We start from the raw sequence: 19,275 nt of genomic DNA on the forward strand, positions 1-19,275 counted from the left end.
AGGATGGGAAAGGAAATCTTAAAATTGCAACTTGAGAGACAACTGCCCGATGCGCGGGTCGCTAGCGGAGGTAATCCGTCCAAACGCCGCGTTTGTCTGCGAATTCTGCGGGTCCTCGAAATTTGTATGGTTCAGAACATTGAAGAACTCGGCTCTGAACTGGAGCTCCAGGTTTTCATGCAGGCGAAAGATGCGCATGGCGCTTGCGTTCCAGTCTGCGTATTGCGGGCCAACAAAGCTGCCCTTGACGATATTGCCATAGGAAAGGGGCAGATTGACCTTATAGCTCGGGTTTTGTGAGAAGGAAGCAGGGTTGAGGTAAGATTTGCAGGCGCTGGTGGCCCCGCCACAGGCATTGCCGCCATATGGGTTTTGACCGTTCCAGACAGCACGGTCGCGATTCAGGTTGGTCCCATCTACATTCGCTCCCGTGATCGTGAGCGGATCACCGCTGCGGAAGGTGAAGATTCCATTCAACTGCCACTGGTTCAGCAGCGAGCGCACAAGCCAGCTCTGACCAGTGAATTGCGGGAGCGCCCACACATACGAGATGGTCAGCACATTCCGATGGTCGTAATCTGAAGGCCCACGATCGAGCCGTTTGTAATTGGGCTCATAGATGGGCAGCACGTAAGAGGAGCCAGGAACCACGGCGGTGACGGTGGCCCCCAAGGGAAGTTATCAATTGCCTTGGACCATGTGTAATTAACAAAAGCCGTCATCCCTTTGGATACGCGCTTCTGGATACTGGCCTGGAGTGAATGGTAGCTCGCGTTGCCTCCTGTATCTACCGTCGCGATTGGATTTGGATAATTTTGTACGGAGTTAGAGGAATAGTAGTAACGTTTGCCAAGATTCGGCCCCTGGTTCCAAACCGGATTGATGTCTGTCGGATTGATCTGGTGGAAGCTCTGCGATCCTACATATGCTATCCGGCTGGAGATGGAATCTGTAATTTGCTGTTCCACCGCAAGGTTGAAGGCATAAGTTACCGGAACACGAAAAGTATCCGGATTAAAGGTAGAGTAGCTGGCATTCTGATAATTTGCCAAGGTGAAGTAATTTGCCGGTGGAGGCTGTGGCGCTGGAAAGATATTGCCGCCAGGAATATTGGCATATGGATTCGAGAAGTCTCCCAGACTTGTGGGAGCATAGGTCACATTGACGGAAGCCACAAATGGGACGGTATTTGCAAAGATATTGTCGAAGACCCCAGGCAGACGTGTGTCATAGAACATCCCAGCGCCTCCACGAAAACTGGTCCTGCCATTCCCAAAGACGTCATAGGCGAAGCCAAACCGCGGCATGAAATGTGTATAGACCGGCCGCACCATGTTTTTCACGAAGCCCGGATCGCCGGGAAATAGCAGTCCGGCAGGTGCAGTAGGGTGGGTCACAGAGACCTGACCTGCAGCCCAGGCCGAAGGGCTGAACATGCCTTCGCGCCCCAGCTTTTCATGCTGCGGAGAAAATGGCTCGTAACGCACACCATAGTTCAGCGTCAGGCGGCGGGAGGCCTTCCAACTATCTTGCGCATAGTAGCCCGTAATGTGATAACGATTGTTAAAGTACTGGCCGGACGCCTGTTGAAAGACTGTTAGACCTCCCAGAAGAAAATCTGCCATCGGATTGGCAATTGTGGCGTTGCTGTTGAACTGGAAAATCCCCGGTTGCTGGAACTGATTGTTTACGTCTACCTTCGCAAGCTCTCCGTGGAATCCAAAGCTGAATGTATGGTTCCCTTCGATCCAGTGAAGATCATCGGAGAGTGTATAGTTATTGCGCCGGAACTGGGCCTGAGGGTTGTCTCCGATGGTGAAGAAACCCACAACCTGGATCTGGTTGATTTGTTTGAATGCCGGCTGCCACACCTTTACCCCCAGATCGTTGACATTCGGCGCGCCCGCGAGCGGACCTCGCGAGGCATTTTCAATTTGATAACTAAGAATGAAATTGTTCAGCAGATTGGGTGAGAAAGTGTGGCTTTCACTGAGGAGGGCATTGTGGTAACGGATGGATGCCTGGTCTGAGTAAGTCAGGAGATCAGAGGTATCCAGCACCCCGGCATTGTCAAAGCGATCATAAAAGTACCGCATCATCAGGTGATCATTTGCTGTAAGAGCGTGATCCCCCCGTGCTGTAATTTCATTGTAGTTCTGGCTTACCGGCTTGAAAAACTGATATGTGCCATCGCTGCCTGTTACCTTTGGCAGATATTGCAACAATGCCAGAGAAGCTGGATTGTAGTCGGCCGGATTTACCTGGCAGGTATAGGTGCTTCCAGAAGGCGTGCACGGATAAGGGACTAAGGTCTTTGGATTGGCGATGGCGGTCGGCGACGAGAGACCTGTGAAAGTGCCATTAAGCTGGGCTGGTGTCGGGAGGAACGCAGTTCCAGCTACCGCCTGGTTTCTGTAGCGCGTGGCTTGTACCCCAAAGGAAAAGAAGGTCTTGTCATGTCCGTTGTAAAGATGCGGAAGGACGACCGGACCATTAATTGTGCCTCCAAACTGATTTCGTTTTAAAAAATCCCGGGTCTTCACACCGTTTTGATAGCTGAAATAATTCGCTGCATTGAAGACCCGATTACGGACATACTCAAAGGCGTCGCCGTGAAAGGCATTGCTTCCGCCAAGGGTAATGATATTGACCACCCCGCCCGCATTTTGTCCGTACTCAGCGTTGTAGTTGCTGGTTTCCACGCTGAATTCCTGCAGAACGTCAGGAAACGGGAAAGGGGCGTTGACGTTCGTGTATTCGTCCACATTGTTGCCCCCGTCCAGCATGTAGTTCACCTGATTAGCGCGTGTACCGTTGATGGTCACCGCAGCGACAACAGGAAATGTCTTTGTCTGGCCCTGATCAATGTTCGTACTGGGAGCCACAACGACCCCGGGCACCAGCGTGGTTAACGTAGCGGCGTTGCGTCCGTTCAAAGGAAGATCGTTGACCCGTCTTTGGTCAATGACCTGAGACAGGGTGCCGGTGGTCAAATCTACCTGGGGGGGAGCCGCAGTTACAGTGACCGTCTGGCTGGAACCCCCGACGGTAAGAGAGATGTTCACGGTGACGGCCTGATCAGCTTGCAACAGAACATTGGTTTGCGTGAAACGGGCAAAGCCGGCAGCCGTTGCTGTGATGGAATACATGGCTGGCGGAAGCGAAGGAAAAACGTAGCTTCCATCCGCGCTGCTGATTGCCGTGACGGTTTCGCCGGTCCCGTTCCGGGTTGCTGAGATGGTTGCACTGGGGACAGCGGCCCCGGTGCTGTCGGTCACGATGCCGCTGATGCGTCCCAGTCCCTGTCCATGGGCCAGCAGGGCAGAGAAGAGAAGAACTGCCGGCAGGACAGTGAGCCTCAAAAGAAGGGTTGGAGTGGTGTTGTTTTTCATGGAAAGACCTCTGTTTGTTTTGCCGCGCCGTTGTACCGGACCAGAAAAACGATTTACGAGACAGACACCGTTTCTGACCGTCAGATTCTGACAAAACTGCTTATTTTTGTGAGGTTTGACCCACGCTGCCGTCGGATGCGGCCAGCACTCGCGGAGGGCCGGCGGTCCCATCTGTCACGGTTGTAGTGAGCACGATCTGTAGATTGCTGTGAGGATTTTTGAGCGCAGGAACTCCGGCGATCGCCGCAATGCGTTGTGGATCCGATAAAAATTCACCCGCGGCTTCCGTGCCATAGGTGTAAAGTCCGCCGATGACGACCACCACCTGCCCCGTATCAGAGTTCCATATCCGTGAGATCAGGGCATAATCCTGCAGGCGAGGGCCGCTGACGGAACCCTGGTTTTCTGTGGGCTGATCTGTTGGCCAGCTCCAGCTTCGGTCCTCGGGATGTAGGTTGTCTTTGATATAGATAAGGTGACGTTCTCGGTCCAGCGCCAGCGTGTAACGAAGTTGCCGCGTAAGCCTCAGGCTCCATTCATTATTAAAAGCGCCGATCAAGACCACGGGGTTCTGCCGCAGGTCGGAGAACGAACTTACTTCTTCCCGGCGGATGATCACAGTCTTTCGGCGACTGCTGAGAATCCCTAGCACGCGGGCAATGGTGACCGTGTCTCCAAAGGGTACGGTCGGTGCCGAGGTCCGGTGAATGACGGGAATCGGCGCGTCATTTACCGGGGTAGGAGGGCCGTCCGGTACATCGCCAACTGCAATCAGCACCGGACCTGGGGTGTCAATGACCGGCTTCCAGAACAAATACTGGGCATCCAGGGGGCGGATCCAGTGATAGAGCAGTGTCCCCGTAAGTAAGCTCAGGGCTGCAATGCAGGACCACAGATAAATGCGTGTTTTCGGACGAGCCGCAGGTTCCGGTGACGGAGTGTCTACTCGGTCTGGAGCGGCCACGGATATTTGTTCTGTCTTTTCGCTGGGTGGTGGCAGAAACTGAGGGATATAGGATCCCGGAACCAGTTGAATGCGCAGCTCGGATTTGTGCTGCTCGTCTCCGTAATAGATGGCCAACCGTTTGCGCAGCTCAATGGCGGCTGTGCGGACAACATGGTCTACATTTGTGTCATACGAAGGATCTCGTCCGAAGACCTCTACGCCAATGGTGCGTTCTTTAATCTGGTCTTCGGCGCCAGCCAGGGTCTTCTCGACGACATAACGGAGGAACTGAACCGACCGCTTACTGGTACGAAAAGCCGGGTCCTGCACCATCTTTTCCAGATGTTCGCGGATGGCTTCGGGGGCCAGTTCTGTGGCTGGCCTCTCCTGAATTTCAGATGTGAACATATTTCCTGACGGGCCTCATTCTAGCACCCGGTGAAGACCTTCGGCATGAGGTCTCTGCTCGGCCCTTGAGAGATCACGAATGTATTTTTTAGTCATGATCCGGGTCGTGAAGATGCGTGACGGCTCGGTAACCAGTTACACTAGTGAGTACAGCGAACAATCCAGCCCAAAGAAAGCTGCGGGCATCGGTGTACATCCTCGCTGAATGGAAAGAGGCACATGCAGCGGCATCAGATAGGCATTCTGGGTGCGACCGGAATGGTCGGCCAGCGTTTTATTCAGCTTCTTGAACAACATCCGTGGTTTGAAGTGGTATGGCTTGCGGCCAGCGACAAATCCTCAGGCAAGCGCTATGGCGATGCTGTGAAGTGGAAGCTGGATACTCCGCTTCCAGCACACATCGCACAGATGCAGATTTCGCCGGCTACGCCGGAAAGCGCTCCGAAGATCATTTTTGCTGCGCTGGACTCTGACATTGCCCGTGAATTGGAGCCAAAATTCGCGGCAGCCGGATGTGCCGTCATCTCCAACTCAAGCGCTTTTCGTATGCAGCAAGATGTGCCGCTGGTGATTCCGGAGGTCAATGGCGATCATCTGCCGCTGCTTGAAAAGCAGACCTGGCGCAAACAGTCGGGCGGTTATCTTGTCACCAACCCGAATTGCTCTGCCATTGGCCTGGTGCTCGCTCTGAAGCCGCTGGAAGAGCGCTTCGGCCTCGATGCCATTTTCGTGAGCACGATGCAGGCCGTCAGCGGGGCCGGATACCCCGGCGTTCCGTCACTGGACATTCTTGGCAATGTGGTCCCCTACATCAAGAGCGAAGAAGAGAAGATGCAGGAAGAGACGCTGAAGCTGCTGGGATGCCTGAAAGACGACCGCGTGCAGCCCCTTGAGGCAAAAATTTCTGCGCATTGCAATCGGGTTCCCGTTGAAGACGGCCACACGGAGAGCGTGAGCATCAAGCTGCGCAAGCCAGCCACGCGCGAGCAGATTCTGGCAGCCTGGCAGGAGTTTCGGCCCCTTGCCGGACAGAATCTGCCAACGGCTCCTGCCCAACCCATTGAGTTTATTCCTGCAGATGACCGCCCACAGCCGCGACTGGACCGGATGAGAGGTCATGGCATGGCAGCAGTCGTGGGGCGTCTTCGCCCTTGTACGCTGTTTGACTGGAAGTTTACGGTCCTCTCGCACAATACGATTCGTGGAGCTGCTGGAGCGGCATTGCTGAATGCCGAGCTTTTGGCAACACTGGGTAAACTTGAACCTGCGGCGGTCCCGGCATGAAGAAACTTGTTGTGATGAAATTCGGCGGCACCTCTGTGGAGGATGCTGTCGCCATCAACCGCACGGCCAGCATTGTGAGCACTCGCCGCAACCAGGGCGTCCAGCCGATTGTTGTTGTCAGCGCAATGGCAAAAGTGACTGATCAGTTGCTGGCTGCCGCCAATGCTGCCTCCCGCGGAGACCGCAATGGCGCTCTGGCCATCACCGCACGTCTGCGTAGTCGCCACAAGGAAGTTGCATGCAGACTGACCGCCCAGGCCGCTGCCAAACCGGGAAATGACTGCGCGGATTTTACTGGGCCCGAATATGCAGAAACGCAGACCTGGATCGATGCCGAGTTTGATGCTCTCGACGAGATTCTGCGCGGCCTCGCCGCCGTGAACGAGCTTACGCCGCGGATTAGCGACATGATTGTCTCCTATGGCGAGCGTCTTTCCAGCCGGATGATCGCCGAAGCATTTGCGCAGCGTGGCCTCGATGGCGTACACGTTGATGCACGCCACTGCATCATTACCGATGCACAGCACGGGAAGGCAATCCCCCAGGATGCTCTGATTGCCGAGCGGCTGAAAGAGTATGTGCTGCCCCATGCTTACCAAGGTAAGACCGTCGTCATGGGCGGTTTTATCGGCTCAACGGAAAAAGGCGTGACCACCACCCTTGGCCGCGGAGGGTCTGACTTTACGGCTGCGCTGGTTGGCGGTGGAATCCATGCCGAGGCCATCGAAATCTGGACCGATGTCAATGGCATTATGACCGCTGATCCACGGGTCTGCCCGGATGCTCTGCGGGTGAAGACCATCAGCTTTGAGGAAGCAGCGGAACTGGCCTATTTCGGTGCGAAGGTATTGCATCCGGCCACGATTCTTCCTGCCGTGCAGAAGAACATCCCGGTGCTTGTCCTCAACTCGCGCAACCCTGAGAACGAAGGCACGCGCATCATCTCACTCGCCCCTAGCTGCCGCAGCCCTTTCAAATCCATCGCAGTAAAGAAAAAGCTGACGATCATTGATGTGGTGGCCAGCCGTATGCTGATGACCCATGGTTATCTGCGGGCGATCTTTGAGGTATTCGACAAACATAAGACTCCCGTGGACATGGTGTCCACCTCCGAGGTAAGTGTGTCACTCACCGTGGACACGACGGAAAAGATCCCCGAGATTGCGGCTGACCTGAGCAAGCTTGCTGATGTGAAGTATGAAGGACGCAAGGCCCTCGTATGTATGGTGGGCGAAAACATCCGTGGGCAGAATGGCATTGCTGCGCGCGTCTTTGGCGCCATCCGACATATCAATATCCGCATGATTTCGCAGGGGGCCTCTGAGATTAATATGAGTTTCATGATCGAAGAAGAGGATGCCGACGAAGCCGTGCGGTCACTTCATGCAGAGTTCTTTGAAGACCCCGATCCGGAGGTCTTCGATGTGGAAGCGCGCAAAAGTGCCGCCGCGGAAACAACTGTGAGGTAGCCATGCTTTTTCTGGTGCTGGGTCGCGGGAAAACCGGGCGCGTTGTTGCAGATGTCGCTGCTGAGCATGGTCATAGTGTCCGGGTGGTAGGGGAAGAAGAAAACCGGAATGCCACGGCTTTGACTGCTCCGTTTCTTGCCGGTTTTGATGCCGTGATTGACTTCACGACGCCTGAGGCGGCTGTTTCCAACATGCGTGCCTGCCTCGCGAATGGGGCGCGAATGGTGGTGGGCACAACCGGATGGTATCAGCACCTGGATGATATGCGTTCCCTTGCTGCTCGAAAAAATGCCGGCTTTCTGTATGGCACGAATTTCTCGCTGGGTGTGCAGGCCGTGCTTCGTCTGGCGCGCGAACTCGCAATGGCCCTGCCGCATTATCATTTCACAATTACGGAAACCCATCACGTTCAGAAGAAAGACGCTCCTTCCGGTACAGCTTTGTCCCTCCAACAGGCGTTGCAATCGGCCAATCCCTCTTTACAGGTGGAGATCACCTCGAAGCGGGAGGGGGATGTCTCCGGGATCCATGTGATTGAAGCCCGTTCTAACGAAGAGGTCATCAAAATCGAGCATGAGGCATTTTCGCGCCGCGCTTTCGCTGAAGGTGCAGTACGTGCCGCTGAGTGGATTGTCGGCAAAACGGGCGTGTGGAACTTCAGCGAGATTGCTGACCAACTGAGCTAAGCATATCTTCGTTTGTGTCTGTCGGGCGCGGACGAAGGACCCTGGCAGGATTCCCCGCGCTGATGGTCATCGGCGGAACATCTTTTGTGACTACACTGCATGCACCCACCACTGCGCCCCGCCCAACCGTCACGCCCGGGGCTACAAAAACATGAGTGGCCAGCCAGACCTCGGGCTCGATCACAACTTTGCGGGCAAAAATATCGAAGGTCGGCTTCAAATAATCGTGTGCAGCTGCGCAGATATAGGAATACTGAGAGACACAGGCGTTATCTCCGATATAGATTTCACCCAGGGTGTAAAGCGTGACGTGGTCCCCGATCCAGACATGATCGCCAATGGTAAGCTTCCAGGGGTAGGTAATCTCCGCTGTTGGCCGGACAATGACCCCCTTCCCAATCCTCGCTCCAAAAAGACGCAGGAGAAAATTGCGCCAGCCATACATAAATTGCGGAGAGCAATGAAAAAGCGTACTCTGCACAATCCACCAAAGCTGCACAAACCATGCAGGCCGTCCGCGAAAATTTGGCGGCAAAGAAAACTTTCCCAGGTCCTGAACACGTGGTTGCATGTGTGTTCAGTTTAAGACATCGTAATTACTTTCTCCTTCATTAATTTCTGTTTCATTCTTCATGCTAGGGATCTACAGCAAGGGATGGGGTGAAGCTCCTTGTGGGAGGAAGAGGTCGCCTTGTTGTGGCCTTTCTTCCGGTAGGGGTTTCTTTCTGGCAGAAGCTCCGATGACAGCAATGACTTCCCAGGAGATGAGAGCGCTGCGCGGAATCCACACTCTCTGGGTATTGCCTCGGAGATCGGGAGGGGTAAGGAAGAATCCTTCGGGTGCCAGAAGGCTGAGATTGTTCTCCGCCAGGCCATCGAGTGCATCGCCATCCTGAAGTTGAAGACGAAGCCATAGTCCTTCCCCGCGAGGACGTCCGGCGAAATTTTTGCGCAAAAGGCGCTCCGGATTCTGAGGTTCGCCAGAATTAAAGTCGCGGACGAAGCATACCCATTTAAGTTGCTGAATAGAAAGAATTAATACTTTTCCAGAAAGGTCCAAAAGCTCTAGGTTGCCTTGCCGGGCGAAGCCCTCGGAGGGAAGATATCCGGCAAGCCAATCCCGGTTCAGTTTGCGAACCACGACCTTTTTGCGGCTGGAGGCCATAAAAAGTTAAAAGATTCTAGAAGTATACGGCACCTGAAATTGTGCAAAGCCGTAGCTATTTCATTCCCTGTATGTTACAGTGTTGCTTTGTATTGTGGGTAGATGTACCTGTAAGCCGTTGGAAATCAGTGGTTTAACTTTCGCTGGCTTCCCGGGCGGCAAACTTTTCATTGCAGACTGTTTACGATGCCCGACTATATTTATCTTCTGGAAAACCGCCTTTTACCTGCCCAGCAAAAAGCCATCCAACAAGTGCGCGACGCCGCCCGCGATGCGGGAATGACGGTTTTTCTCACAGGTGGGGCCGTCCGCGATCTGACCACGGGAACCACTGTTTATGATCTGGATTTCACCGTGCAGGGAAATGCCCTAAAGCTGAAAAAGGCATTAGAAAAAGCTGGCGCGGTACTTTGGGGAGAGCACGAGCCGACCCGGACCCTGTTTTTCTGGTTTCCAGGCAGTGTAAGAGTAGAGGTCTCAAGCGCGCGGCGGGAAGAGTTTCCAAAGCCAGGCAAGCCTGTCTACCACTGGGCGCCGATTCTGGAAGATTTGCGCCGCCGGGATTTTACGGCGAATGCCATGGCGATTTCGCTCAACGAAGGCTCCTATGGGCTATTGCTGGACCCCCTGAACGGAATTGCTGATATCGAGGCCAGACAATTACGATTGATCAGCCCTTACGGCTTTATCGAAGATCCTTCGCGCCTGCTGCGTGCAGTGCGGCTGCACACCCGACTGGGATGGGCCCTGGAAGAGAGGACCCAGGCCCGTTATGAAAATGCCAAAAATGAAGACGTTATCGAATCCATTTCTGCATATCTGAAGGGATACGAACTGGAAGAGATAGGGCATGAGCAGGACGGACTGCGGGTGTTGAAGGCGCTGGAGGCCGAAGGCTGGATGAAGAAGACCTTCCCGGTCTGGACCAGTTCCAAAGCGGATGCTCATGGATTGGAGCATTTACTGGAAGTCTATTACCAGCTTTTGATGCAGGGGGTCCATCCGGACCTTTCTGCGGCCCAGATGGAGCTGCTGACGGCCAAAATGCAGCCCAAAGAGATTGCCTTATTGAAGCGGACCTTCCCCCGACACGGCTTCGTAGAGCAATGGAACCATCTGGAGGCAGAAGCCAAGAAATTTGCCAACCTTCTGACCAGTAAAGATGCAGCCACACCCTCTGCCACGTGGAAGCTGATTACCTCCTATCAACCGGAGCCGGTTCTCTGGCTGGCTTATTCAGGCAAAGGTGCCGCCATCCAGAATAAATTCAAAAACTTCTTTACAGTTTGGCCGGAATCCAGGCAAAAGATTCCGCTTGCCCTGATGCAGGAAATGCGGATCACTCCCGAGATTGAGCGCTACCAGGAACTGCTGCAGGAGCTCTTCTTCCATCTGATTGATGGAAAGTTGCAGACGGAGGAGGAAATGCGCGCCTTCCTGGAACCCTATTCGCCACCGGCACCCCCTCCGCCTGTGAGCCTTCGCCGCTCTCGTCGAAAGGCCGCCGAGCCCAGGATCAAATCTGAAAAGTTTGAAGAGGGAGAGGAAGAGATTGAAGTGCCGAACCTTGAGGACCTCGACCTCGACATAGAAGAAGATGAAGAAGCCACGGAAGAAGAAGATGCGGAGGAGGAAGTGCAGGACGAGCCTGCCGTAAAGACGAAGGCCGCGGCTGCGCAGGAAAAGAAGGAAGCAAAGCACAAGCCTGTACCCGCAAAGAAAACATCGAGTAAAGCTGTCCCGGCGGCTGGTTCAAAAGCTGCGAAATCAAAAAGCTCGAAGAAAAGTAATGCCTCTATGGCAAGCAAGGCATCGAAGGTGAAGCCAGCCAAAAAGGCGACATCGAAGCCTGGAAAAAAGGCTGCGAAGAAGAAGCATTAGAGATTACCGGCTGAGGTTTTTGATAACTCCACCGTGTCTTTAGCCAAACGCCTGGAAGGGCATTGTTCCAGGTCGCAAACCTGCCGTTTGGCGAGCTCATGCAGCAGTTGCTTGCGTGCCTCACCTGCGGGCATCGATCCAAGAACCTCCCGCCGCAGCTTTCCTAAAGAATCCAGCCACTGGCCAAGGTCTTGCGGTAGCTGTTCGTCGATCTCCTGGCGTAATTGCTGGGCCAAGGCAGGACTTTGGCCCGCCGTTGAGATGGCAATTTGCAGGCTGCCTCTGTTGACGATGGAGGGAAAGTAAAAATCACAGTTTGGAGGATCGTCCACAGCATTGCAAATGATGCCGGACCGCGTGGCTTCACGATAGACGCATGCGTTTACCTCAGACCGGTTCGTAGCCGTCACGACAAGGAACATCCCAGTGAGATCTGAGGGCACAAACTCACGACGATGCCACTGGAGGCGGCCTTGCTGGGCCAGTGCCGCAATCTCGGGTTTGGCCTCTGGGGCGACCACAGTGACTTCAGCTTCTGAGGCCAGCAAACCCTCAATCTTTGATTCCGCAACTTCGCCCGCACCCACGACCAGGCATTTTCTGCCTTTCATTTTCAGGAAAACAGGGAAGAGACCCATTCCGTTATCTTACGCAATTTCTGCGGGGACTGGAGTTACAGTCCCTGAAAGTCGGTTGCGTATCTCCTCTACCGATTGCCGAGAGAAATAGGCGCGCAGATTGTCCTCGGGCCTGCGCTCGGCCAGGTAAGCGCGCAGAAGCCGTTCCAATGCCAAAGGCACTTCGCTTGCAGGGACACGATAATTGGTGGGTCGGGCTATGGCGGCATGTTGACCCACTGCTCCGCCAACATGAAAGACATAGGCATCGACCATCTTTCCCTCATGCTTGGCCTTCTTTCCCTCCAGCCCAATGTCGGCAATCCAATGCTGGCCGCATCCATTCGGGCATCCGGTTACGTGCAGCTTGATCTGCTCAGTGAACTCAGGAACGCGTTCTTCCAGTTCTTCTACCAGCCAGCGCAGAAAACCCTTCGTCTCAGTGATCGCGAGTTTGCAGAACTCTGTTCCTGTGCAGGCAATGCCTCCTCGCCAGAATGCTGATCCCTCGACAAAAAGGCCGATCTTGCCCAGTTCCTCAGTAAGCTCGATGGCTTTCTCGGCAGGCACATTGATGAAGAGCAGGTTCTGCATGATGGTTGTACGCAGTTCGCCAGAACCATAACGATCAGCGAGGTCAGCAGCTGCCGCGAGCTGATCGCCGCTGATGCGTCCCCGCAGGACCGAAGCCCCCACGTAGGTCAGGCCTGGTTGTTTTTGCGCATGAATCCCAACATGGTCGCGAAGAATATCAGATGGCGGTACTTCTTCGATGCCAGGGTCGAGTTTGTATCCCAGGCGTGATTCCAGTTCCTCAAGGAAACGCTCCGCAGTCCATCCTTCACGGGTGAATAGGTACTTCAGGCGGGCACGGTCGCGGCTTTCCCGCAACACTTGTTGGTCCCGGAAAATCTCTGTCACTCGGCGGACCACATCCAGGGCCTGTTCCGGGCTGATCAACGCATCTAGTTTGACCGCAAGGTGTGGTTCATTGGAAAGCCCCCCGCCGACTCGCAGTGTATAGCCAACCTGGTCTCCTCGGCGGACAGCCGTGAGCGCCACGTCATTCAGTTCAGGGTAATTGCACCAGACCGGGCATCCGGAGACTGAGATTTTGAACTTGCGCGGCAGATTATAAAACTCAGGGTTGGCAATCAGGGTGTGTGCGATTTCCAGAGCGAGCGGAGAAGCGTCGATGATCTCGTCGTGGGCAATTCCGGCCAAAGGGCAGCCCGTTACATTGCGGACCACGTCCCCGCAGGCCCCTTTGGGAGAGAGACCAACAGCATGAAGAGCATCCACAATCTCGGGCAAGGATTCAATCGTCAGCCAATGAAACTGGAAGTTCTGGCGAACTGTGATATCAGCAAAGTTGCGCGCATATTTTCGTGCAATGTCCGCAATCACGCGAAGCTGGTCCGAGCGCAGAATTCCATTGGGGATACCGACCCGCATCATGAAATATTCAGTTGCCAGCCCTTCTCCCCCCTTACCGCCCACGGCACCGACCCCGTCACCCTGGGTATAAATGCCCCACCATTTGAAATATGCCGAAGCCCACTCCGGAAGGACGCTGGCGCGTCCCTGGCGCGCGAACTCGCGTATTTCTTGAAAGGCCTCCCAGGGATTCTTCTCACGTTTGAGACGTTCCATCTTCTGGGCCTTGGTTTCTTTTACCGTAGGGGTCTGGGCTATCTGGCTCATATTGTTCCTGTGATGAAATTTGGAAATAAAAAACCCGCGTCAGCGAAGTCTGCGCGGGCTATTGTGGCGATTTAAACTCTGGAGGTAGCTGGAATCATTCGCTCACAAGTCCGGCGCGTGCGCAACAACAGGCGCAACACATGACCGGAAAAGTGAAAGAATGAATCATAGAGATCTGTCTATAGGGTAGAGGTCTGCGCCTGAGGCGTCAAGCGCAAAATCCAAGGTTCCAGCAAGACCGGCTTGCTTTTCAAAGCCATTGCCCGGCCATATCGGCATGCGGCAAGCGTTGTGCATTGAGCCGCAATCTGGCGACTCTTTCCCAGCAGTCATTCGCGGCCAGTTTGCGATGAGAGTAAATCTTCGACCTGCCATCAAAACGGACCAACCCAGATACTTGTTTTCGGGCCAGGGTCTCCATCAGGTGTGGAGCAAAATGAATCTCTCCGTAATAGCAAAGGTCTCGTTCTTCGGCACCAGCAGAGCCATAACGGACAGCGGCGGCACTTACAGCAGATTCTGTTTCGATAGCAGGTTCGAACAGGAACGTATGGAAGGGAAGTAATGTGGTCCCATCGGTGCTGGTGCCCTCGGGAAAAAGAACAACGGGAACATTTGAGCGGAGCGCAAATTCTACTTCAATGGCGGCCTCGGTGGCACTAAGACGGTTCCCACGTTTGAGAAAAATGGTCCCTCCCAGACGGGCCAGCAGGCCAAATATCGGCCACGATGCTACCTCTCGTTTGGAAACAAAGACCCGAGGACCCAGCGCAGCATGCAATGGAATATCCAGATAACCGAGATGGTTGGAAACAATCAGTCCCAGTTCTGGAACCGGCCCTTCGCTGCGTACCGTAATTCCAATGCGCCGAAGAAGCATAGAAGCGGTTTCATGCAGCCAACAGGCGCGGTCATAAAGCGTGGGCCGAGGCCTTCTGAGCCGCAGTGCAGTATAGCGCAAGAGTGCTTGCAAAATCGTAAAAAACAATAGGGCTAAGCGCAGGATGATGCGGCCGTAAGCGGCTGCTGTTCTGTGTCTGGTAGAAATCGTTCCCTCGCTGCCGGCGTCAAGTGTTGGAGATCAAGCAGGGTAAGAAAGTCAATGGTTCCGAAATCGCGGTCCCATGCCGGTTCTCCGCAAATACGCGCCCCAATTCCAATATAAGTCCTTAGGAGTCTTGGGATACGGGGAGCGGCATTCATCGAAAATCTTTGCGGTGGTAACCGGAAGGCTTGGGTAGGTGTAGTGAGGAATTCTGGTGAAGCAAGGTAAGGCTGGAGTTGTTCATACACCGCCCATCCTTCAGATGGATCCTGAGAATTTAACGAAGAACAACCAATGAGATAGCGTAGGCCCCGAACCTTGCAATACTGTGCGATTCCTCTCCACAGCAGATTCAAGACCTCACTGGACCGGTGCTCGCGGTCAATAGACGCGCGTCCGAGTTCGAGAAGCTCGCTGCGGACACCCTCATAGGGGCTGAAATCAAATTCCCGTGCGCTGTAGTATCCCAGCCTTTGCAGAGCTGTCATCCCGCACTGCATCCGATAGGTGCCTACAATTTCATGATGACTTTGGTCTTCGACGATAAGATGGTCGCAAACGTAATCAAACTGGTCCATATCGAGGCCGGTATGATATGAGGACGAAAGTCCCTCCCCCAGCTCCAGGTTAAAGACCCTGAACCTGAGTCGGCAGGCGGAGATGCGATCCTGCTCTGAAACGGCTAGCCTCATCTGGTATTTTCCAGTGGCAGCAAAGACGCCGGGTTGGAGATCTGGCGGCAACTCGCCAAAATGCCCCGGCGCGACTGTTGGTATGGCGGGACGAAATAATGTAGCCACGCCATGATGATGCTACAAAGGCCATCGAGCAAGATTACAGGTTGAAAAAAAGTACTGAAATTCCTGATGAATCTTCTGTTTCAATTTCCACAGGAAGAGGCAGCTTCCGGGCGTGTTCTTGGTCGTGCAGGCCAGCGTAAACTCTGAGAGGAATGTCTCTCGATGGCGATAAGATAAAAGTATGTGAAAGAAATAACCCATACCATGGACTTACCTATGTTTCTTCTTTGGTAATCTTTGCTTGATATGTTTTTAAAGCTATTTTGCTGAAGAATGGTATTGCAGCATTTATAAAATGAATTTAAATTCTTGTATAGTTCCCCTTGTTCGACAACTTATAAGCATAAAGGACAGAAGAAATGTCTAGAGACGAAATCATAGCCGCAATTGATGAGGAAATAAGCCGCTTGGAAAAAGTCCGGGCATTGTTGGAGGGATCGGGATCGAGCCGCTTTCTAACCGGTGCGCTGACAACGGGGCGCAAGAAGCGTCATTTAAGCGCAGACGCTCGTCGCAGGATTGCTGAGGCGCAAAAACGGCGTTGGGCAAAACAAAAGAAACAGGCAGTTCCAGTCGCCAATCCCGCGAAGTAAGGCAGCTTATCGTCGTACATGATTAAAGTTAAGCTCCTTCATCCTGATGCCCGGATACCTACAGTCAATTATCCGGGAAGTGATCTTGGTTATGATCTTTATTCGGTCGAAGATGTAACCCTGCCTCCGGGGGTGCCCGTGAAGGTCCGTACCGGTATCGCCGTGGAAGCCTCCGACGGATATGGCTTTGTTTTAGGAGACAGGTCTTCGATGGCTGCCAAAGGAATAACGTATGCTGGCGGCAGAATTGATGCGGGATATCGCGGTGAGATCCTCGTCTGTCTCATCAACGTGAATCAGCCACGCTTTTCTTTGCATGTCGAGCGAGATGTGCATGGAAAGTTGATTCATGCGGAACTAGAACAATCGGACGTAAGCGTAGTCATCCGAAAGGGCGATAAGATTGCGCAGATGTCTCCGTTTTTGCCGGTCACTCATCTTCCCGTCATCGCTGTGGATGAACTTTCCGAAAGTAGCCGTGGGGCGAAAGGGTTCGGTTCCAGCGGGCGTTGATTGCTGCACGAATGAAATTCTTTTTGTGGTCAGGGCATTTCCTTTGTATGGCTGCACATAGCCATGCAACGCCGTGGCTTGTCGTGGACATGAAAAGTGCGGGTTGAAGAAATCAACCCGCAGCTAATTCTTTTGCACGCTGGGCCGCGCGCATGACGGCCTTAATCAGTGTCACCCGCAGGCCTCCTTCTTCCAATTCCAGGATGCCGTCAATGGTGCATCCGGCCGGTGTGGTCACCGCGTCTTTCAGCAAAGCAGGATGGTATCCCGTATCAAGCACCATCTTCGCTGCTCCAAAGGTCATTTGTGCAGCCAGAAGAGTCGCTGTGTCCCGAGGCAGTCCTACTTTTACTCCAGCCTCGGCCAGGGATTCCAGGATGATGTAGATGTATGCAGGCCCGCTGGCAGAGAGTGCCGTGACGGCATCCATATGTTTTTCATCTACAATCACGGTGCGGCCAATCGTCTCAAAGATGCGTGAGGCGAGGGCCATCTGCTCGTCGCTTACGTAGCGTCCCCGGCAGAGCGCTGTCATACCGACGCCCAGCATGGAAGGAGTATTTGGCATGGAGCGGACGATCGGTAAAGCCACTCCTGCTGCTTGCTCCATGGTCTCGGTCTTTACACCCGTGGCGAAAGAAACCAGCATCTTCTCTGGGTTGAGTACAGGTTGAAGATGAGCAATCAAATCGGCGACCTGAAATGGTTTTACGCCCAGCAGAATCAGGTCTGCACTTTTTGCCGCGGCCAGGTTGTCCGTAGTGACCTCGACGCCCCATTGTGCAGAAAGCACCTGGGCACGTTCTTCATGGGCGACGGTAGCAGTGAGCTGGTCGCTGGTAAACAGCTGCTGTTTCAGAAATGCCTGCAACAAAATGCCGCCCATTTTTCCTGCACCGAGTACGGCCACTCGTAACTGAGAAAGGTCTGTGTTCATCCGTTGACTGATCTCCCCAACTCTTATTTTGCCTTTTGCTGTTCAATCCATGCGGTGACACGTTCATCCAGAACATCCAGAGGCAAAGCGCCGGAATCCAGCACTTCGTCATGAAATGCTTTCAAATTGAAATTGCTGCCTAACAGTTTTTCTGCTCTCGTGCGGAGTTCCAGGATCTTCAATTGCCCCATCTTGTAACCAAGGGCCTGGGCCGGCCACGCAATGTAGCGGTCTACTTCAGCATTGATGGTGGAATCATCCAATCCAGAGTGCTGATGGAAATACTGCACCATCTGGTCGCGCGTCCAATGTTTGGAATGCACCCCTGTATCGACAACCAGCCGGATGGCACGGAAGATGTCCGCTTCCAGCCTGCCGAAATCCGAATACGGGTCCTGATAGAAACCAATATCTTTGCCTAGTCGTTCTGCGTAAAGACCCCAGCCTTCTGTGAATGCTGTGTAATGCTCATATTTGCGGAACTCAGGCAGGCCGGTCAGTTCCTGTGCAATCGAGATCTGTAGATGATGACCGGGTAGACCTTCATGATAGGCAATGGACTCGACATTGGCCAATGAGCGGTGCTGATAATCGTATGTGTTTACGTATACGGTGCCAGGACGTTTGCCATCAGGCGTGCCGTGTTCGTAGTAAGCAGGCGCCTGGTCCTTTTCAATAAATTCCGGTACCGCTTCCACCGTGAGAGGCGCTTTGGGGAGTCGTCCAAAAAGCTCCGGAAGTTTCGGCCTTATATCGTCAATGTCGTGCCTGTAGGCATCGAGCAACTGCTCGCGGCTTTGCGGATGCAGCTTTGGATTGGCAGCAATGGAAGCCCGCAGCGAGGCCACGTCTTTGAAGCCAAGCTTTTGCGCAATCACCAGCATTTCGGCTTCGTCGCGCTTGACTTCATCGAGGCCGATCTGGTGGATTTGGTCCGGAGTCAGATCTGTAGTTGTGCTGTGGCGGACCAAAAAGGCGTAATACTTGTCTCCATCCGGTATAGACCAGACCCCCGGCTCTGAACGTCCCGCGGGAATGTAGATGGCCTGCAGGAATTTCGCAAAGCGTGCATAGGCGGGCAGGACCTGTTTCTGGATGGCATCGAGCATCTCAGTCTTGATGCGCTGCTGCTCGGCTGAGGAAATTCCGGAGGGAAACTTATGCAGGGGCCGTGCAAAAGGCGTATCTTCCGGCTTTTGCTGGGCGATGGTATTGACTTGTATCAAGACTTTTTCCAGCAGATACTTCGGCGGGACACGATGGTCATCCACACCTGCCATCATGTTGTCCGTAATCTGCTGAAAAGCAGTCGGGACCTTTCTGAGACGCGCGATGTAGTCATCGTAGTCCTTGACTGTGTCAAAGCTAAGCTGCGAAACCAGACGTGGCAGTTCAGAATGAAGTCCGCTGAACTGGTTGACGGGCATTTCCCATGGCTTAAAGAGTGCAGCTTCCTGGTCCTGCGCCAGCTCACGGGCCATCAGGTCTTTGCTTAGCTGCTCCTGTTCGCTCAAACCGGTGGTGTCGATCGCGGCCAAACGTACCAGGTAGTCGCGTTCGCGAGCCAGTTTTTCGTTGTAGGCCGCAACGGAGTAGTCGGTAAGCTGGTCATTCCAACGCTTATCACCAAGAGATGAGGCAAATTCGGGATTGTGCTGTAACCGGTCCTGCCAGATTTCAGCGAAAAGCGTCTCAAGCGCCTTGCTTCGCTCAGCCGTAGTGGGGGAGTTCTGTGCGAAGGCAGAGCAGGCAAGGAACACTCCGGTAAGGGCAAGAGAAACAAGGTTTTTCATGGCTTAGAAGGCAGTGTATCAAGCAGGGGCCTTCCAGGCACA

General features: G+C 53.9%; 18 protein-coding genes. 7 read left to right on the forward strand and 11 right to left on the reverse strand.

All coding sequences use genetic code 11. The annotated features are described in order from the left end of the window. Positions 1-18: 18 nt before the first annotated feature. The 3 genes from N655_RS0111620 to N655_RS0111630 all read right to left on the reverse strand — a co-directional run bounded on the left by N655_RS0111620 (position 19) and on the right by N655_RS0111630 (position 4,746). Positions 19-561, reverse strand: coding sequence for an outer membrane beta-barrel protein (locus N655_RS0111620; RefSeq protein ID WP_026443132.1), 543 nt, complete (start codon positions 559-561; stop codon positions 19-21). Continuing rightward, on the reverse strand, positions 555-3,392 hold the full coding sequence (locus tag N655_RS0111625) for a TonB-dependent receptor (protein WP_162173542.1): 2,838 nt from the start codon (positions 3,390-3,392) through the stop codon (positions 555-557). Before N655_RS0111625 ends, N655_RS0111620 begins: the two co-directional genes overlap by 7 nt. A gap of 100 nt (positions 3,393-3,492) precedes the next feature. Then, complete coding sequence (locus N655_RS0111630) at positions 3,493-4,746, reverse strand: hypothetical protein (RefSeq protein WP_026443134.1); 1,254 nt, start codon at positions 4,744-4,746, stop codon at positions 3,493-3,495. A gap of 79 nt (positions 4,747-4,825) precedes the next feature. On the opposite strand from N655_RS0111630, the gene N655_RS21055 reads away from it, so the two are divergent. The 4 genes from N655_RS21055 to N655_RS0111645 are packed head-to-tail and all read left to right on the forward strand — an operon-like array spanning position 4,826 to position 8,185. Further along, positions 4,826-4,951, forward strand: a complete 126-nt coding sequence (locus N655_RS21055; protein WP_285222253.1) for a hypothetical protein — start codon at positions 4,826-4,828, stop codon at positions 4,949-4,951. A 14-nt stretch (positions 4,952-4,965) separates the two neighbouring features. Next, positions 4,966-6,030 carry an aspartate-semialdehyde dehydrogenase gene (gene asd, locus N655_RS0111635; protein ID WP_026443135.1) on the forward strand — a complete coding sequence of 355 codons (1,065 nt, stop codon included), beginning with the start codon at positions 4,966-4,968 and terminating at the stop codon, positions 6,028-6,030. Next, positions 6,027-7,499: a lysine-sensitive aspartokinase 3 gene (lysC, locus tag N655_RS18610; protein WP_044934541.1), complete on the forward strand. Its 1,473-nt coding sequence runs from the start codon at positions 6,027-6,029 to the stop codon at positions 7,497-7,499. Before asd ends, lysC begins: the two co-directional genes overlap by 4 nt. Positions 7,500-7,501: 2 nt before the next feature. Next, positions 7,502-8,185: a 4-hydroxy-tetrahydrodipicolinate reductase gene (locus N655_RS0111645; RefSeq protein ID WP_026443136.1), complete on the forward strand. Its 684-nt coding sequence runs from the start codon at positions 7,502-7,504 to the stop codon at positions 8,183-8,185. Here the strand turns inward: N655_RS0111645 and N655_RS0111650 are convergent. Next, positions 8,157-8,756 (reverse strand): putative colanic acid biosynthesis acetyltransferase, encoded by a 600-nt coding sequence (locus N655_RS0111650; RefSeq protein WP_026443137.1) that lies wholly within the window; start codon positions 8,754-8,756, stop codon positions 8,157-8,159. The two genes, N655_RS0111645 and N655_RS0111650, sit on opposite strands and share 29 nt — an antisense overlap. 72 nt (positions 8,757-8,828) lie before the next feature. Next, on the reverse strand, positions 8,829-9,350 hold the full coding sequence (locus N655_RS0111655; RefSeq protein ID WP_026443138.1) for a DUF6982 domain-containing protein: 522 nt from the start codon (positions 9,348-9,350) through the stop codon (positions 8,829-8,831). Positions 9,351-9,536: 186 nt separating this feature from the next. Here N655_RS0111655 and N655_RS0111660 point away from each other — a divergent pair, with 186 nt between their 5' ends. Continuing rightward, the gene (locus N655_RS0111660; RefSeq protein ID WP_026443139.1) at positions 9,537-11,231 is read left to right on the forward strand and encodes a tRNA nucleotidyltransferase/poly(A) polymerase family protein; all 1,695 of its coding nucleotides are present in this window, start codon (positions 9,537-9,539) and stop codon (positions 11,229-11,231) included. Here N655_RS0111660 and N655_RS0111665 read toward each other — a convergent pair. The 4 genes from N655_RS0111665 to N655_RS20350 all read right to left on the reverse strand — a co-directional run bounded on the left by N655_RS0111665 (position 11,228) and on the right by N655_RS20350 (position 15,289). Next, positions 11,228-11,869 (reverse strand): precorrin-2 dehydrogenase/sirohydrochlorin ferrochelatase family protein, encoded by a 642-nt coding sequence (locus N655_RS0111665; protein ID WP_026443140.1) that lies wholly within the window; start codon positions 11,867-11,869, stop codon positions 11,228-11,230. The genes N655_RS0111660 and N655_RS0111665 overlap by 4 nt on opposite strands. A gap of 9 nt (positions 11,870-11,878) precedes the next feature. Then, a complete protein-coding gene (locus tag N655_RS0111670; protein ID WP_026443141.1) occupies positions 11,879-13,552 on the reverse strand; it encodes a nitrite/sulfite reductase in 1,674 nt (557 codons plus the stop codon). 250 nt (positions 13,553-13,802) lie between these two features. Continuing rightward, on the reverse strand, positions 13,803-14,432 hold the full coding sequence (locus tag N655_RS18615; protein ID WP_049961393.1) for a lysophospholipid acyltransferase family protein: 630 nt from the start codon (positions 14,430-14,432) through the stop codon (positions 13,803-13,805). Between the two features lie 113 nt (positions 14,433-14,545). Then, entirely contained in the window at positions 14,546-15,289 is a 744-nt protein-coding gene (locus N655_RS20350) for a GNAT family N-acetyltransferase (RefSeq protein WP_081823693.1), read from the reverse strand. 467 nt (positions 15,290-15,756) lie between these two features. On the opposite strand from N655_RS20350, the gene N655_RS0111685 reads away from it, so the two are divergent. Beyond that, positions 15,757-15,990, forward strand: a complete 234-nt coding sequence (locus N655_RS0111685) for a hypothetical protein (protein ID WP_026443142.1) — start codon at positions 15,757-15,759, stop codon at positions 15,988-15,990. A gap of 18 nt (positions 15,991-16,008) precedes the next feature. Next, positions 16,009-16,503 (forward strand): dUTP diphosphatase, encoded by a 495-nt coding sequence (locus N655_RS0111690; protein ID WP_026443143.1) that lies wholly within the window; start codon positions 16,009-16,011, stop codon positions 16,501-16,503. Positions 16,504-16,615: 112 nt separating this feature from the next. On the opposite strand, the gene proC is transcribed toward N655_RS0111690, so the two are convergent. Beyond that, positions 16,616-17,440 carry a pyrroline-5-carboxylate reductase gene (gene proC, locus N655_RS0111695; RefSeq protein ID WP_026443144.1) on the reverse strand — a complete coding sequence of 275 codons (825 nt, stop codon included), beginning with the start codon at positions 17,438-17,440 and terminating at the stop codon, positions 16,616-16,618. A 23-nt stretch (positions 17,441-17,463) separates the two neighbouring features. After that, positions 17,464-19,233: a DUF885 domain-containing protein gene (locus tag N655_RS0111700; RefSeq protein WP_026443145.1), complete on the reverse strand. Its 1,770-nt coding sequence runs from the start codon at positions 19,231-19,233 to the stop codon at positions 17,464-17,466. Positions 19,234-19,275: the final 42 nt, after the last annotated feature.

Origin of the sequence: Pseudacidobacterium ailaaui, assembly GCF_000688455.1 — a bacterium.
Taxonomy (GTDB): Bacteria; Acidobacteriota; Terriglobia; order Terriglobales; family Acidobacteriaceae; genus Pseudacidobacterium; species Pseudacidobacterium ailaaui.

Coding starts and splice junctions, on each gene's coding strand:
- N655_RS0111625 (WP_162173542.1), bottom strand. CDS start 3,392: ATGAAAAACAACACCACTCCAACCCTTCTTTTGAGGCTCACTGTCCTG.
- N655_RS0111630 (WP_026443134.1), bottom strand. CDS start 4,746: ATGTTCACATCTGAAATTCAGGAGAGGCCAGCCACAGAACTGGCCCCC.
- N655_RS21055 (WP_285222253.1), top strand. CDS start 4,826: ATGTATTTTTTAGTCATGATCCGGGTCGTGAAGATGCGTGACGGCTCG.
- asd (WP_026443135.1), top strand. CDS start 4,966: ATGCAGCGGCATCAGATAGGCATTCTGGGTGCGACCGGAATGGTCGGC.
- lysC (WP_044934541.1), top strand. CDS start 6,027: ATGAAGAAACTTGTTGTGATGAAATTCGGCGGCACCTCTGTGGAGGAT.
- N655_RS0111645 (WP_026443136.1), top strand. CDS start 7,502: ATGCTTTTTCTGGTGCTGGGTCGCGGGAAAACCGGGCGCGTTGTTGCA.
- N655_RS0111650 (WP_026443137.1), bottom strand. CDS start 8,756: ATGCAACCACGTGTTCAGGACCTGGGAAAGTTTTCTTTGCCGCCAAAT.
- N655_RS0111655 (WP_026443138.1), bottom strand. CDS start 9,350: ATGGCCTCCAGCCGCAAAAAGGTCGTGGTTCGCAAACTGAACCGGGAT.
- N655_RS0111660 (WP_026443139.1), top strand. CDS start 9,537: ATGCCCGACTATATTTATCTTCTGGAAAACCGCCTTTTACCTGCCCAG.
- N655_RS0111665 (WP_026443140.1), bottom strand. CDS start 11,869: ATGGGTCTCTTCCCTGTTTTCCTGAAAATGAAAGGCAGAAAATGCCTG.
- N655_RS0111670 (WP_026443141.1), bottom strand. CDS start 13,552: ATGAGCCAGATAGCCCAGACCCCTACGGTAAAAGAAACCAAGGCCCAG.
- N655_RS18615 (WP_049961393.1), bottom strand. CDS start 14,432: ATGCTTCTTCGGCGCATTGGAATTACGGTACGCAGCGAAGGGCCGGTT.
- N655_RS20350 (WP_081823693.1), bottom strand. CDS start 15,289: ATGAGGCTAGCCGTTTCAGAGCAGGATCGCATCTCCGCCTGCCGACTC.
- N655_RS0111685 (WP_026443142.1), top strand. CDS start 15,757: ATGTCTAGAGACGAAATCATAGCCGCAATTGATGAGGAAATAAGCCGC.
- N655_RS0111690 (WP_026443143.1), top strand. CDS start 16,009: ATGATTAAAGTTAAGCTCCTTCATCCTGATGCCCGGATACCTACAGTC.
- proC (WP_026443144.1), bottom strand. CDS start 17,440: ATGAACACAGACCTTTCTCAGTTACGAGTGGCCGTACTCGGTGCAGGA.
- N655_RS0111700 (WP_026443145.1), bottom strand. CDS start 19,233: ATGAAAAACCTTGTTTCTCTTGCCCTTACCGGAGTGTTCCTTGCCTGC.